Source organism: Paenibacillus sp. FSL H3-0469, from assembly GCF_038051945.1.
Lineage (GTDB): Bacteria > Bacillota > Bacilli > Paenibacillales > Paenibacillaceae > Paenibacillus_AQ.
The window spans coordinates 6,721,152-6,736,282 of sequence record NZ_CP150302.1 but is presented as its reverse complement, the minus strand read 5'-3'; the positions used below and the strand labels follow the sequence as shown (position 1 = coordinate 6,736,282).

11 protein-coding genes are annotated in these 15,131 nt (G+C 50.6%); 2 read left to right on the top strand and 9 right to left on the bottom strand.

What is annotated here, in order from left to right:
* The first annotated feature begins 91 nt into the window (after nucleotides 1-91).
* Both NSS83_RS29310 and NSS83_RS29305 read left to right on the top strand, forming a co-directional pair.
* Nucleotides 92-952 (top strand): AraC family transcriptional regulator, encoded by an 861-nt coding sequence (locus NSS83_RS29310; protein WP_341347030.1) that lies wholly within the window; start codon nucleotides 92-94, stop codon nucleotides 950-952.
* A gap of 203 nt (nucleotides 953-1,155) precedes the next feature.
* A complete protein-coding gene (locus NSS83_RS29305) occupies nucleotides 1,156-2,001 on the top strand; it encodes a DegV family protein (RefSeq protein ID WP_341347029.1) in 846 nt (281 codons plus the stop codon).
* 134 nt (nucleotides 2,002-2,135) lie between these two features.
* Here NSS83_RS29305 and NSS83_RS29300 read toward each other — a convergent pair whose 3' ends face one another.
* The 9 genes from NSS83_RS29300 to NSS83_RS29260 form a co-directional block, all read right to left on the bottom strand.
* Nucleotides 2,136-2,936, bottom strand: a complete 801-nt coding sequence (locus NSS83_RS29300) for a methyltransferase domain-containing protein (protein ID WP_341347028.1) — start codon at nucleotides 2,934-2,936, stop codon at nucleotides 2,136-2,138.
* Nucleotides 2,937-3,424: 488 nt separating this feature from the next.
* Entirely contained in the window at nucleotides 3,425-5,239 is a 1,815-nt protein-coding gene (locus NSS83_RS29295) for an ATP-binding protein (RefSeq protein WP_341347027.1), read from the bottom strand.
* 241 nt (nucleotides 5,240-5,480) lie between these two features.
* Nucleotides 5,481-6,173, bottom strand: a complete 693-nt coding sequence (locus NSS83_RS29290) for an ABC transporter permease (protein ID WP_341347026.1) — start codon at nucleotides 6,171-6,173, stop codon at nucleotides 5,481-5,483.
* Nucleotides 6,166-7,083, bottom strand: a complete 918-nt coding sequence (locus tag NSS83_RS29285) for an ABC transporter ATP-binding protein (protein WP_341347025.1) — start codon at nucleotides 7,081-7,083, stop codon at nucleotides 6,166-6,168. Before NSS83_RS29285 ends, NSS83_RS29290 begins: the two co-directional genes overlap by 8 nt.
* Nucleotides 7,084-7,187: 104 nt before the next feature.
* Complete coding sequence (locus NSS83_RS29280; RefSeq protein ID WP_341347024.1) at nucleotides 7,188-8,123, bottom strand: sensor histidine kinase; 936 nt, start codon at nucleotides 8,121-8,123, stop codon at nucleotides 7,188-7,190.
* Nucleotides 8,120-8,869, bottom strand: a complete 750-nt coding sequence (locus tag NSS83_RS29275; protein ID WP_341187841.1) for a response regulator transcription factor — start codon at nucleotides 8,867-8,869, stop codon at nucleotides 8,120-8,122. Before NSS83_RS29275 ends, NSS83_RS29280 begins: the two co-directional genes overlap by 4 nt.
* Before the next feature lie 284 nt (nucleotides 8,870-9,153).
* Nucleotides 9,154-10,284, bottom strand: a complete 1,131-nt coding sequence (locus tag NSS83_RS29270) for an IS4 family transposase (protein WP_341182832.1) — start codon at nucleotides 10,282-10,284, stop codon at nucleotides 9,154-9,156.
* Between the two features lie 227 nt (nucleotides 10,285-10,511).
* Nucleotides 10,512-11,642 carry an IS4 family transposase gene (locus tag NSS83_RS29265; protein WP_341182832.1) on the bottom strand — a complete coding sequence of 377 codons (1,131 nt, stop codon included), beginning with the start codon at nucleotides 11,640-11,642 and terminating at the stop codon, nucleotides 10,512-10,514.
* 312 nt (nucleotides 11,643-11,954) lie between these two features.
* Nucleotides 11,955-15,056 carry an S-layer homology domain-containing protein gene (locus tag NSS83_RS29260; protein ID WP_341347023.1) on the bottom strand — a complete coding sequence of 1,034 codons (3,102 nt, stop codon included), beginning with the start codon at nucleotides 15,054-15,056 and terminating at the stop codon, nucleotides 11,955-11,957.
* Nucleotides 15,057-15,131: the final 75 nt, after the last annotated feature.

Here is a 15,131-nt window from a genome sequence, read left to right as displayed (position 1 = left end):
GCCGGACGAAACCTGTCACTAATGAGCAGAGAATAACAGGAACATACGTGCGGTGGCGTGATAGGATGATTTCAGAAGGAGATGGGGAGCTTTGGAATGGCTGATCCGAATGAAGAATGCACTGGATTATATGGAGCTGAAAATGACTGAAACGCTGCGCATTGAGGAAGTGGCTGAGGTGGCCTTTGTCTCACCGTTCCACTTCCAGCGCATGTTCAGTATGCTGACCGGCTTCACTGTGGCGGACTATATCCGCAAGCGCAGATTGACACTGGCCGCCCAGGAGCTGGCCGTATCCAAGATCCGTGTGCTGGATGTGGCGCTGAAATACGGATATGATTCGCCGGAGTCCTTCGCCAAGGCGTTCCGTAAAGCCCATGGGATTACCCCTTCGGCTGCGCGTAAGTCAGGCGTCCAGCTCAAAGCCTTTCCCCGTATCTCATTCCACCTATCATTGAAGGGAGATCAGGACATGGACTACAAAATCGTGGATAAACCAGCTTTTACCGTCATCGGCAAATCAATAGAGGTAACTACCCGGGACGGGGAGAATTTCCGCAGAATCCCGCAGTTCTGGGACGAATGCAATGAGGACGGCACTTCCGACAAGCTGATTGAGCTTAGCGCCTCCCGCGAATGGCTTGGCATCTGCACGAATATGGATATGAAAAAGGAACAGCTTACCTATTGGATCGGTGTCGAAGGTACTCCTCAGACAGATGCTCAAGGTTATGAGACCACTGTCATTCCGGCTGCCAGCTGGGCCGTATTCCGGTCCGAAGGTGCCTTGCCGCATGCGATTCAAGGGGTTTGGCAGCGTATCTATCAGGAATGGTTCCCGGGAACCGGCTACGAGCATACCGGCGGACCTGAGATCGAGCTATACCCGCCCGGCGATACGAATTCAGAGGATTATGTCTGTGAAGTATGGATTCCGGTAATGAAGAAATAAGCTGCAAGGCTGGATGTGGTATCCGGGAACGGCTTCGCTGTCTAACATGGACGGTGAGGCCGTTTTGGCATGGGCGGGGGCGTTGTATGTCTGTCCGGTTACATTTTTTTGTTTTGAGATTCACCACAAGCTTGGTATAATAAATGGATTATAGTTTTCTTAATCTAGTGTATTCTCATCCGAGATCGGTGAAGGAGATATTCATGTCTATCGTAAGAATCTTTTCAGACAGCACTTCCGATTTGCCGCAAGGCTGGAAGGACACGTATGATATCGGCATTGTTCCGTTATATGTCGTCTTTGAGGACGGCACATTCAAGGATGGGGTAGAGATTACCCCTGAGGAAGTATACCGCCGGGTGGCCGCAAAAGGTGCTCTGCCCAAGACAGCCGCCCCTTCCCCTGGTGACTTCATCACTGCTTTTCAGCCGGTGATCGACAGCGGCCATGATATCGTATACATCAGCCTGTCGTCTGCTCTATCCTCTACATATCAGAATGCACTGCTGGCAGCGGGTGAATTCCCGGAGGGCCGGGTGCATGTCGTAGATTCTGAGACCTTATGCGGCGGAATCGCGCTGCTGGTCATGAAGGCTGCCCGTGCCGCAGCCAAAGGCGAGAGCGCTGCCAACATCGCAGCGATGATTACCGAAGCCCGTAACCGGGTGGAATCGGAATTCGTGGTCGATACGCTGGACTACTTATACATGGGCGGACGCTGCTCGGGCATGCAGAACTTCATCGGCAGCCTGCTGAAGATCCGTCCGGTTCTCCGGCTGGTGGACGGGGCCATCGTCCCCGTTGCCCGCATCCGCGGTAAGAAGGAAAAAGCGGTAGAGCAGATGCTCCATCATGCGCTGGCGAATGCCGCCGATATGGACAAGGAGCTGCTCATTATTGCCCATACGCTGGCAGAAGAGGATGCCAAGATGCTGGAGACCGCGCTGCGCGCGCAGACCGGTGTCGAGGAAATTGCTGTCATTCATGCCGGGTGTGTAATCGGGAGTCACTGCGGACCTGCTACGGTAGGTCTGATGTATATGCGCTAGAGCGGGTGGGGCCAGTAGCAGGCATCAAGTCCGGTAGTGGCTGCCCCGATTGCATGGCTTGCTCGATTACATTCTGTCAACAAGAAACAGCAGGCCTCCCGGGGGACCTGCTGTTTCTTGTTTAGAACATAGTACTATGTTGTCCTATCGGGATATAACGGGCTCAACTGCACCTCAGTAGCATCGGCAACCAGCGTGTAGAATTCGGGGAATCCCGAATGCTCGGCACTCTTGATTTCTTCAAAGGCACGGATAGATAACCCTTGCGAAGCGACAGAGGTCAGGATATCCCCCAACGTCCAGCTCCGCACCACCACTTGCCCTAAGCCGGAACGCTCCCCTTCAGGAAGCAGCTTGGCGAATGCAATTTCACTTTCTCTAAGCGTATCGTCAAAATAATTGCCGGTGGGATGCTGAAGCGTCTTAGTGGTCAGCCATGCCCTGGCGAACGGATGGAAATCGGTCAGCAGGAGCCGTCCATTTGCCTTCAGCCGCCTGCGGACCAAGGCAAACACCTCATTCAAATCTGCGAAATAATGCAAAATTCCAAACTCCATCAGCACCACATCGAACGTTCCCAAGGCTTCTTCTTCGGGAATATTCATGACGTCTGCACAAAGGTAGTTCAGCCTCACCCCTGCCGACTCCGCTACTTCCAGGGCATATAAGCGGTTCTCTTCCGAGATATCCACGACGGTGACCTCTGCCCCCAGCAAGGCGAAGCAAATCGCCTTCCTGCCGTGAGAACCGAGCAGATTTAGCACCTTCAAGCCTGAAGGATCGCCTGTGTACTTGAGCCAATACCGCAGCGTATGTGCGGGGTCCTGCTGCAGCTGCACTGCAAGCTCCCCAGGCGAACCATGATAGTGTGTCCAAGCCTGATACGCTTTTGTCTCCCAAGCCGCCTTATTCGTACGTGACATCTGCTCTTGCATGTTACTCCCCCTTATAAGAAGAATTTGGAAATGACACTTTCTGATTCTACTATAATCCACTTATAATGCAACATGCAGAACGGCTGCGCCAAATAAATTCTTACAAATGAACCAAGAAGTCTGAGAGAAGAAGATGGCCGTTGCCAGCAAGCAAATGGAAAAACGCAGCTTATTTCGCCGGATTCAGCGGATCATGGAGCAACAAGTGGAAAAACAGCAACTAAAATTGATGATTTTACCTTTTAGGCTGAATTGGCCTAAATTAAGTGCTGATTTTCCAACTGCTATCCTACTAAGAGCCTATCGAAGATAAGCAAGTGGAGAAAATCCAATGGTTTGCGCTGCCCATGCGTTAGAGTGGATATAACACACAGAGATAACCCGCTCCCACTGTATCTTGGGGAGCGGGTTATCTGGCTTGATAGTTGAGAATACAGCTGCTTGACTCGATAAACGTGAACACAAGTGAGCGTCAGCCCCGGCCCCGGCTAAGCCTCAGGAGTGTATTCGGGCTCCGGCTCTTCCTTCATAAAAGGCAGCATGAACCGGAAGATCGATCCCCGGTCCTCCTCGCTCTCCACGAAGATCGTTCCGCCCATCAGCTCCACGAGCTGCTTGCAGATGGCAAGTCCCAGTCCGGTCCCGCCGTATTTGCGGTTAATGGACGGATGCAGCTGGGAGAAGGACTGGAAGAGCAGATTCAGCTTGCTGTCGGCAATCCCTACGCCGGTATCGCGGACCGAGAACTCCAGCAGATATTCCGTTGAGGCAGGCAGCGGGATGTTCTTGACTGACAAGGTAACACTGCCGCGATCAGTGAATTTCAGCGCGTTGCCGACCAGATTGACGATAATCTGGCGCAGCCGGCTCGGATCGGTCGTGACGATGTCCGGCACACTGGTATCTGCCCACCAGCGCAGGGAGAGCTTCTTCTCCTCCGCCTTCGGAGTGAACAGATCAATGATGCCCTCCATCATCTCCCGCAGATCGAAGCGTTCGGATTGCAGCGGCATCTTGCCGGCCTCCATTTTGCTGAAATCGAGGATGTCATTGAGGATCTGCAGCAGACTGTAGCTGCTGCTGCGCAGAATCTCGGCATAGCTGCGCTGTTCCTCCTCAAGCTCGGTTTCCAGCAGCAGGTCGGCCATGCCGATCATTCCGTTCATCGGCGTGCGGATCTCATGACTCATCATCGCCAGGAAATCCGACTTGGCCTGTGCAGCCCGCTCTGCTGATTCCTTGGCGCGAAGAACCTCCCGTTCGTTCGTAATATCGCTGAAGGAAATAACCACACCGCAGATCATCCCCCGGTCCAGCAGCGGAGCGATCCGGTAATTCACGAAGAAGCTGGTTCCATCCTTGCGCCAGAAGACTTCATCCGCCAGGCTGCGGGTAACTCCGTCTTGCAGGGTAAGCACAATGGGGCACTCCAGCAGGGAATGGCGGGGCGCACCTCCATGCAGAGAATGGATCATCTCCATCATGGGCAGCCCGGTCAGCTCTGACGGCTCGTAGCCCAGCATCTGTGCCCCTTCACGGTTAATGAAGATGGTCCTGCCGAGGTTGTCCAGGCCGAAGATTCCGGCAGAGACAGAGTTCAGAATTAGGCTAAGCCGTTTGTCCTCAGCCATCTCGAAGATGAATTCAGCCTGCGGCAGCTCATCGTCATCCTTCGTGGCAGCCATTTCATCCGCATACGCAGAATCCCCGTCTCCTCCCTGCACAGTCCGGTCAGCGCCTGCCGCAAGGCTGCTGCTCATGCTCACCCAGCTATGCAGCAGACTGGAAAGGGGCCGGTTCGCGGGATCATGGAGGATAGCGAATACACCGGCAATGCCTTCGTCTGTGTGAAGCGGCACATAGCGTACCGTAACAACTGCATGCCCGGCACCTCCCATACCAGTACTTCCAGCACCAGCACTTCCCGCATTTCCAGCACTAGCACTTCCCGCACCCCCAGCACCAGCACTTACTACACTTTCCGTACCTCCGGTACCGTCGGCATTCCGCGCACCGCCGGCCCCTCTGCCCGTCCATTCGTGTCCTTCCGCAGCTTCCAATTCCAGCCCGAAGCTTGATGTAATCCCGGCCAGGGCAGATGCGAAATATACCTCACCGGGCGGATGCATCCGGCATTCGTTCAGTATGCCTGCCTCCTCGGCACTTAACATCCGGTTGCTGTCCCTGTACCGCCCCTGCCTGTCCAGCACAATGATGAAGTCCGGATGATGATCGAACAACGCTCTATACGTACTTTCGCCTGACAGCGCGTTGTCCAGAATAGAAGCCCAGTCTTTAAGCATAGCCCACCTCCTCCGCTGTTGCTTCAACTATGCTATCGTTAGCGTCCGAAGACTGCAAAAACGCTCTGATTATGTAGAACTCTCTGAATTAGTTCCTATTATAGCAAAAAAAACGTAAGCGGTCGCCAGAAAAACATGGCACTGGGGCAGACTGTACAACGAAAAAACAGTGCGAGTCCTGCAGAAGGACCGCACTGTCTGCTGTATTTCTAAGAGTGGACCGGCTACGATTCCGGCAGCTTCAGCTTACATCCTGATGCTCTATATTGCGGATCGAGAAGTAGGCAACAGCCACCCCGGCCAGGGCCAGGCTAACCGAGATCCCAAGCAGATCACCCATGCGGAAGCTTCCGTTCCCGAAGCCGGAGGAGATCAGCATCACGATCAGGACGGCGGAGACAATCGTAGCCGGCACCGATTTGCGGCGCATCCCGAAGTATAGCGGAATCAGTCCGATACCGGCTGCGTAGAGCGCATCCATTCCGGCTTGCATAGAGTAGGTGATAACCAGATCCATTGTAAGCGTTCCCTGAATGAGGTCAGGCAGGAAATAACCAACACCTGCAAGAATACCGCTGATCACTATATTAGACAGCCAAATAGTAAAGAAGGTGAACAGAAAGACAATAATCAGCTTGGCCGCCATGAGCATTTTACGCGGTACCGGATACATGAACAGCACTGTGATTGTATTATTCTTATACTCGTCGATGACCAGCTTGCTGATCAGTACAGAGGCGAAGATGATATAGATTGCTTTTACAAAAACAGATACCCCTTGAAATAAATCGCCATACGTCGCGAAGTCTCCTTCATCAATACCCGTAAAAGCAATAAGAATCATGAAGCCCAGAATGGCCAAATTTGCAATCAGCACACCTTTAAGAAAAGTAAATTTACTCTTGCGCAGCTCCAGACGGATTAACTTAAGCATGGTTGTTGCCCCCCATCAGTTCCACAAAATGATCCTCCAGCGAATGATGCTTCTTGCTCATACTCTCCAGCTCCACCTCTGCTGCGGACAGGGCCCGGCTCAGCTCCAGCTGCGGGATATCTTCGTATACACGAATGGTCCGCGGGTCAAGCACCTTGTAATTGCGGAGGCCCAGCTTCCCCTCCAGGACGAAGACGGCCTTGGTACACTCACTAGTCACCAGCTCGATATACTGGGTTTGCTGGCTCCGTATCGTATCCATTGCCACCTGTTCCACCAGTACCCCTTCACGGATTACGCCGATTGTGTCGGCAATCTGTTCGATTTCGCCCAGAATGTGGCTGGAGATCAGCAGCGTCATGCCATAATCACGGCTTAGCATACGGAACACCTCGCGAAGTTCCTTGATTCCAAGCGGGTCCAGCCCGTTAATCGGTTCATCGAGGATCAGCAGCTCCGGCTTGGTCATGACCGCTCTGGCAATGCCCAGCCGCTGCTTCATCCCGAGGGAGAAATTCTTCACCGGTTTGCTGTCCACCGCTCTCAGCTTCACTAATTCGAGCGCTTCCTCTATCGCGTTGGCATCATAAAAGCCCATATACTCTCCATGCAGCGCCAGATTCTCGCGGGCACTCAGCTTGTCGTAGAACACCGGGTATTCAATAATACTGCCCATGCGTTTCAGCATGTCGTAAGAGCGGTGGGTCATCTTCTCCCCGGCAAATTCAATCTCGCCCGCCGTCGGCTTCACCAGATTCGTGATCATTTTCATCACCGTTGTTTTGCCCGCGCCGTTCGGTCCCAGGAATCCGTAAATTTCACCCTGCTTAATCTCCATGTTCACACTGCTCACAATTTCCTTATCCTCATAGACCTTGGTCAGATCCCATGTCCGGAGTATCGTTGTCATTTTCCGTTATCCCCTTTAGCCTCGTCTTGTTCTTCCTGGTATTTATTCTACAGGGCGGAATTTGCTTTTTTCTTACTGAAATCTTACTTAATTCTTAAGAAGCTTCAGAAGGACTGTCTGGGAAAAGAGAGCGTAAATGCCGTACGCACATTCGGCTGGCTGCTCAGGGAAATAGTGCCGTTCATCTGCTCGGTCAGCCGCTTCGTAATCGTCAGCCCCAGGCCGCTGCCCTGATAGTCGCGGTTGCGCGAATCTTCCAGGGTGTACAGCCGCTCGAACACCTTATCCTCGTGGCCTTCGGCGATACCCTTGCCCCGGTCCCACACTTCTATGCAGACCCGTCCGGCGTCCGGGTACAGCTTCAGCCCCAGCACTCCCCCTGCATTACCGTAGGTAATCGCATTGGAGAGCAGGTTCGTCAGAATCCGGTCCAGTGCCTCATCATTGCCCATGATATGTAGCGGCTCTTCCGGGATCTCGATCTGCACATCCGTGCCGCTCTCGCTAAGCAGATCATAGAAGGCCAGAATATTCCGGCGGCAGACCTCGCCCAGCTCCACCCGCGAGAGCGGGATATCCCGGTCCCCCGACTCCAGCTTGGCCAGATCGAAGAACCGGTTCATCAGCGCAATGACCTCCCCGGCCTTGGTATGAATCGTCCGCAGCATACGTTCCTGCTCTTCCTTGGATATCGCCTCATCATGCAGCAGGGTCTCAATATAGCCCAGCACTACCGTCAGCGGCGTCTTCAGATCATGCGACACATTCGCCAGCATTCCGCGCATGGATTGCTCCAGCTTGCTTCGCTGCGCCGCTCCCTGATGGTTAACATCCAGCAGACGGTTCAGATCGGTCAGCAGCTGCTGAACCTGCGGACTGCTGCTCATCAAGAGCAGCCGCTCATGCGATCCGCCTTCTATGATGCTCTCCAGCTTATGATGAATGTAGTCCAACTGGCGGGCATGCTGCCGTGAATTCAGGAACTGCAGTGTAATGACCACAAGCAACAGTACAAGCATAACCAGCAACAGAATGATCACAGCAGCACATCCCCCAGCTTGTAGCCGATCCCCCACAGCGTCTTGATATACTCTGGATGAGAGGGATCATCCTCGATTTTCTCGCGCAATCTGCGCATATGTACATTAATTACGTTCTCATCGCCATAATAATCCTCTTCCCAGACTTGGCTGTAGATCTGCGCCTTGGTGAATACCCGGCCCGGACTGCTTACGAACAGCTTCAGGATGTGGAACTCCTTGGCGGTCAGCTTCAGCTCTTGCCCGTTCTTCCGCACGGAGAAATTATCCAGATCCACGCTCAGTCCGCGCAGTTCGATACCCTTCGCTTTCTCCGGCTGTGTGTCTCCGCCATCCTGCCCCCCACTCCCGGCAGTAGCCTGGCTGCCCGCCGCAGCATACCCCGCCCGGCGGATCGCCGCCTTCACCCGGGCCGCCAGCTCAATCATTGAGAACGGCTTCGTAATATAATCATCCGCGCCGAAGCCCAGCCCCAGCGCCTTGTCCACATCGCTGTCCTTAGCCGACATAATCAACACCGGCACAAAGCTGCCGCTGCGGATAATCTGCAGCACATCCGTGCCGCTGCGCTTCGGCAGCATCAGATCCAGCAGCACCAGATCGTAAGCATGGCCGCCCATGAACTTGCTCACCGCCACGTCCCCGTCATATGCGATCTCCACCTCATAGCCCTCTTTGGTCAGATAAGAATGGACCATTTCGCTGATCGCTTCATCATCCTCGATCAGCAGCACTCTCTGTTGCATAATGAACCTCCTGTACTTCTATTTGATATCGCCTGTAGTAACAGGCAGCTATAAGAAACTAACCATTGAATTCATGATCGGATGGAGCTTTTGTTAAAGTATACCAATGCTGCGGACGCGATTCTACTAAAAGGAGCTATCTCTATACCTGGAACTAAGTTAGTAAAGAACTTCCAACTGCCGTTGCCGCAACAAGCTCTCCATTAGCTTACAGTATGTGGTAGAGGGTACGCCGCTTCTTTTTTAAAATCATGCCCATAATACAGGCGTGTTGATTACCTATATTATGGGATTTCAAAAACACCTATATGATCTTTACGCCTGAGCAGACTCAACTGAATCTGCCACTCCAGCGGAAGATTAAATATACGCCAATACTGCATAAATTCCCAAAGAGTCAGCCTAGCAAAGACCGGTACCTTCGGATGAATTTCATCAAAAATGTATTTCAGAAGCACATACGCGGTAAGGGCCACAAACAATTGGCTATATACTGCATTTTCGGTGGTTCCAAATAGACATGGGACATTCAAATGCTGTTTCACCCAGCGGAAAAAGACTTCAATCTCCCATCGTGCTTTGTAAATTTCAGCAATCACCTGAGCGGACTCTTTTCTCAAATCGGTCACGACACGTACGACTTCACCCCGGTCATTTTCAAATTCAACGACGCGGTGGCGCTGGGCGGATTGGTGTTTCCCTTGACCAATATAACAGGTGATATCGCGTACGATTTGGGTGTCTCCCTCCGCCGGTCGCCGAAGCTTTCGCGGCATCACCAAATGGAGGTTGTCTTTCAGACGAATCACAAAGGACTGACCTTGCTGCACATATTGATCCAATCGACCGATTTTGCCATACGCCCGATCCTGAACTAAAAGGTAGTCCTTATCGGCCAAGACTTCTCCAAATGGAGCGTCATTACGCCGGGCAATCGATTCGACCACCTTCACGGGTGAATGCTGTCCCTGCGAAAAAGCAACGTGCAGTTTAATGCCACCTCTAAATTTTTTATACGGAGCCCAAGACATGCGGGAGTTGGCTGCCGTAACCGTCGTAGAGTCAATCAGCAGCAGATCTTTAGGCAGATTCAGGTGCCGCCGGGTTTGCCGGTTACATTTCTGGACGAGCATTTGAAACAAACGCTTGAAGATATCGTAAGGCACTTCACCGGCTTTGCCCGAAAGGGTGGAGTAATGAACCTTGGGCAAACCGTAGTTCGAGCCCACCCGAGCACTTTGACGAAAGCCATCCCATTGGTGGTAGCAGGCTTGGACAAAGTAGTCGAACAACACACCGACGGTCATTTTGGTTCCCGTATCCTCGTAGTCCTTGGTTTGCCCGCTTACCTTTTGGACTTCTTCCGAAGTTAATACTTGTTTGAACACGGCCAAGAATGGGGTATATTTATTCATGAGGTCGCCTCATTTCGGTTTGGTTTGGTCGTACTTACCATTACCCGAAATGGCGGCCTTTTTTGTCCCTTTTTATGGGAAATCAACACGCTTACCCATAATACAACATTCTGCTCATAAAAGCGTCCATAAATTAGAATTGTTGTAGGAATTGCAGCATTTCTCCATCTAGAGAGGGATTAATAGAAAAATTCTTGCATTTCGTGCAGGCGTGTTGATTACCTATATTATGGGATTTCAAAAACACCTATATGATCTTTACGCCTGAGCAGACTCAACTGAATCTGCCACTCCAGCGGAAGATTAAATATACGCCAGTACTGCATAAATTCCCAAAGAGTCAGCCTAGCAAAGACCGGTACCTTCGGATGAATTTCATCAAAAATGTATTTCAGAAGCACATACGCGGTAAGGGCCACAAACAATTGGCTATATACTGCATTTTCGGTGGTTCCAAATAGACATGGGACATTCAAATGCTGTTTCACCCAGCGGAAAAAGACTTCAATCTCCCATCGTGCTTTGTAAATTTCAGCAATCACCTGAGCGGACTCTTTTCTCAAATCGGTCACGACACGTACGACTTCACCCCGGTCATTTTCAAATTCAACGACGCGGTGGCGCTGGGCGGATTGGTGTTTCCCTTGACCAATATAACAGGTGATATCGCGTACGATTTGGGTGTCTCCCTCCGCCGGTCGCCGAAGCTTTCGCGGCATCACCAAATGGAGGTTGTCTTTCAGACGAATCACAAAGGACTGACCTTGCTGCACATATTGATCCAATCGACCGATTTTGCCATACGCCCGATCCTGAACTAAAAGGTAGTCCTTATCGGCCAAGACTTCTCCAAATGGAGCGTCATTACGCCGGGCAATCGATTCGACCACCTTCACGGGTGAATGCTGTCCCTGCGAAAAAGCAACGTGCAGTTTAATGCCACCTCTAAATTTTTTATACGGAGCCCAAGACATGCGGGAGTTGGCTGCCGTAACCGTCGTAGAGTCAATCAGCAGCAGATCTTTAGGCAGATTCAGGTGCCGCCGGGTTTGCCGGTTACATTTCTGGACGAGCATTTGAAACAAACGCTTGAAGATATCGTAAGGCACTTCACCGGCTTTGCCCGAAAGGGTGGAGTAATGAACCTTGGGCAAACCGTAGTTCGAGCCCACCCGAGCACTTTGACGAAAGCCATCCCATTGGTGGTAGCAGGCTTGGACAAAGTAGTCGAACAACACACCGACGGTCATTTTGGTTCCCGTATCCTCGTAGTCCTTGGTTTGCCCGCTTACCTTTTGGACTTCTTCCGAAGTTAATACTTGTTTGAACACGGCCAAGAATGGGGTATATTTATTCATGAGGTCGCCTCATTTCGGTTTGGTTTGGTCGTACTTACCATTACCCGAAATGGCGGCCTTTTTTGTCCCTTTTTATGGGAAATCAACACGCTTACATTTCGTGCAACAAACCCCTCCGAACAAAAGCTATTTACAGAACCAAGTTGTAATATCTGCAACATTATTTAAATACGCATCACTGCTCAGCAGCTTAACTCTGGGTTGATTGCATATTACCCGCTGATACGCCAATAAGTATGCAACAAAGCAGCGGATCTCCTGTAAATGGAGAATCGCTGCTCTGTCCTTTTTGAAATCTGCTATATTCGGTTATTACTCCATAGCCAAAATAATGTCCAAGGAATCAACAAGCAGGCCCTCTTTAACTTTAAATTTACGATTTATATCGATTCTCTTCTGATGCTCAGCATCCCAATAGATGAATACATCGTATTCCCCATCCGGAAAATCAGCACCGAACTCCCCTTTTTTCAGCTCAGCTGTTTTGACATAATCCTTACCGCCAAGACCACTGCCAAGCTCTATATAACCATCCGGCAGCGCGGTCCCATCATCATATTTCAAAGTACCGGTCACATTATTCGCTGGCAAATGGATTACAAGCTCACGCGGATCAGATTGTCCATCCAGCACCGAGAACCTGTAATACGGAAATTTAGTATTGTAGCTGGAGGACGTTTTTTCCGCTAAAAGATGTACCCGGTATGAGCCGTCCGGCAGATAGAAATCAAACATACCCTTCTTAATAGGGGCCGAATATAGAAGCGGTGAAGCAGTACCAACCTCTTGGATCATTAATACTCCTTCAGCATATGGAGTTCCGTCCTCATTATATATCTTGCCTGATATTGCTAAAGGTACCTTGATATTAATGGGTCCGGCGGCAGGTTCACCATTAACAATCTTTATCTGTGTACGCAAGGGTATACTGTTTGAATTCTCAGTGTTAAACATCAGTATGTTATAATCTCCATCCGGTAAATAAAGATCAAACTTACCTGCAACCACAGGGACCGTATAAATCCCGAAATTCTGAGCATTCATTTCTCTAATTTCCAGCCATCCGTCGCCAATCGGGGAGCCATCCACGAAGCTAATGTTTCCTTCAATTTTTGGAGGCAATTTTATATCCAGATTGCTCTTCCCGTTAATGACCTCAAATAAATAATTAATTCTTAATTGATTGTTAGTTTCGCCATAGATTAACATTTCTACGTTATAATGACCGTCCGGCAAATTAAAGTTGAACCTGCCTGCTTGGATTTCGGCACTATACCAGCCAATCGGCCCGCTGTCGAGGCGCTGTACAAAAATTTCTCCATTCTCAAATGCTGTCCCGTCCGAATACTGAATCGTACCTGCCTGCTGCTCAAGAATGAGAATATGCACTTCCCTGTCTGCCTTGCCATTCATAACGTAAAACATATAGTAGAGTGAAATATTCTCTTGTGTAGTTGTGGAACGCATGGAGTAAATTCTGTACGTCCCATCCGGCAAATCTATAGAGAATTCCCCTTTTGTTAAAGCAGTGGTGTAAATCATTTGATCGTTATCCCGTACTAAGTACAAGATGCCTGTATCAGCAGCGTTCCCGTCTGCTCGCTCAATGAAACCTTTTACAACACCATGATTTACAATGGGCGGTGTGGGGGCCACCGTTGACCATGGTGTGGGTATTGGCCCCGGGAATGATGAAGATGGCGACGGTGACGGTGAAGTCACCGCTGTTGGTGTCGCTAACGGCGATGGTGACGGTGAAGTTACCGCCGTTGGCTTCGCTGTTGGTGTTGCCGTTGGTGCCGCTGTTGGTTCCTCCGTCGGTACTGGCGTTGGTACTGGTGTTGGTTCCTCCGTCGGTACTGGTGTCGGTTCCTCCGTTGGTACTGGGGTTGGTACTGGTGTCGGTTCCTCCGTTGGTACTGGGGTTGGTACTGGTGTCGGTTCCTCCGTTGGTACTGGCGTTGGTGTTGCTGTTGGCGCCGGTGTTTCAGCCGTACTGCCGCCTCCGCCAGTTCCTCCCCCTCCGCCGCCAACTAACACAGCCGCTGTTGGTACTGCAGAAGACGCAGCTACCATTTTATCAGAACCAGCTATATTCACTTTCACATCTGCCGGAACATCAGTGCCGATCGTAAGTTTACCTGGAGCATTCTCTATTGTAATGCCCGAAGCGTTGACTACCGCATTAGCGATATTGCCTTTGCCTGATATTTGTATACCGGCGTTCATTGTCATGGATTTGATATTGCTGCTATTAGCCAATTTATTACTGCCCGCTGTTTTATCAACATTAATTGTCTCGACAGTGCCCCCGCTGATTTCAATGTTAAGGCGTGATGCAAGAATATTTACAGCCTTGAAGCTGCCGGTCAACAGAATGCGGGCATCGGCTGGTATTTCAGGTGATAACGTAAGTGTACTAATCTCAGCACCAGTGAGGGATTCAACGTCAGCAGCGGACTGAATCTGAAGGTTATGGATTTGGGTCTTTCCTTCAGCAACTACTCTTACACTGCCCTCTTCCTTGTCAACACGTACAGAACCCAGTGTGGAATCCGCAAGATGAATACTGTTAGGCCCTCCGCCTTCAATTGCGGTATTGCCCCTTACTGTTACATTCTGGAGCCGCACATCACCTTCAGCTATGCCTTCACCCAGCAGCAGATCTCCAGTGATATTCATATTACGGAGTGTGATACCTGGCACGTTGATCACTACATCACTGTCAACTTCTGAAATTCCTGACAGCGGACCATAGGTACCTGGCGTTTCATAGATGATTACATACTCACCGGATGCATTTAGTAAGGATAAAGCCCTATCCAAAATGACTACTGTCTCTGCCCGGGTTGCATAAGCGAGGGGCCGAAAATTCCCATCACCGGAACCCGTCATGATACCTTGCTCGCTTACAGCCCCGATAGCACCTTTGCTCCAATCTGCACTCTTAGCCATATCACCGAACTCAGGAGCCGCAGCCGACGCTGTCAGCTTGAGCAACTTGCTGATGATAACAGCCAGTTCCTGACGGTTGATCTTCTGATCAGGCTTAAAGGTCCCGTCCTCGTAGCCTTGAATGTAACCTGCTGCATTAGCCTGCAAAATACTTGAATAATACCATTTACTGCTGGAGATATCGCTAAAATTAGCTTTTTTCGTTTCAGTGAATCCAAAAGCCCTATTTATCAAAACCGTTAATTCCGCCCGAGTCACCAGGTTATTCGGCTTAAATTCACCATCAGGGTAGCCGGCGATCAGTCCTTGATCCATCCATTTACTGATTTGATTCTTGGCCCAGTTTCCACTAAGATCGGATGCATTGCCCGCAAAAGCTGAGACAGCCGGCAGGATCGAAAGGCATACAGCAAGTGCCCCTGCGATAACTTTTTTTCTTACACTTCTTTTGATAAACAAACCGATTCCCCCGACTATGTAGTTATAAAAATCTATTACTTAAGCCCTATTAATCCGTTAAAATTATAGCATGAT

Coding starts and splice junctions, on each gene's coding strand:
- NSS83_RS29305 (WP_341347029.1), top strand. CDS start 1,156: ATGTCTATCGTAAGAATCTTTTCAGACAGCACTTCCGATTTGCCGCAA.
- NSS83_RS29300 (WP_341347028.1), bottom strand. CDS start 2,936: ATGCAAGAGCAGATGTCACGTACGAATAAGGCGGCTTGGGAGACAAAA.
- NSS83_RS29295 (WP_341347027.1), bottom strand. CDS start 5,239: ATGCTTAAAGACTGGGCTTCTATTCTGGACAACGCGCTGTCAGGCGAA.
- NSS83_RS29290 (WP_341347026.1), bottom strand. CDS start 6,173: ATGCTTAAGTTAATCCGTCTGGAGCTGCGCAAGAGTAAATTTACTTTT.
- NSS83_RS29285 (WP_341347025.1), bottom strand. CDS start 7,083: ATGACAACGATACTCCGGACATGGGATCTGACCAAGGTCTATGAGGAT.
- NSS83_RS29275 (WP_341187841.1), bottom strand. CDS start 8,869: ATGCAACAGAGAGTGCTGCTGATCGAGGATGATGAAGCGATCAGCGAA.
- NSS83_RS29270 (WP_341182832.1), bottom strand. CDS start 10,284: ATGAATAAATATACCCCATTCTTGGCCGTGTTCAAACAAGTATTAACT.
- NSS83_RS29265 (WP_341182832.1), bottom strand. CDS start 11,642: ATGAATAAATATACCCCATTCTTGGCCGTGTTCAAACAAGTATTAACT.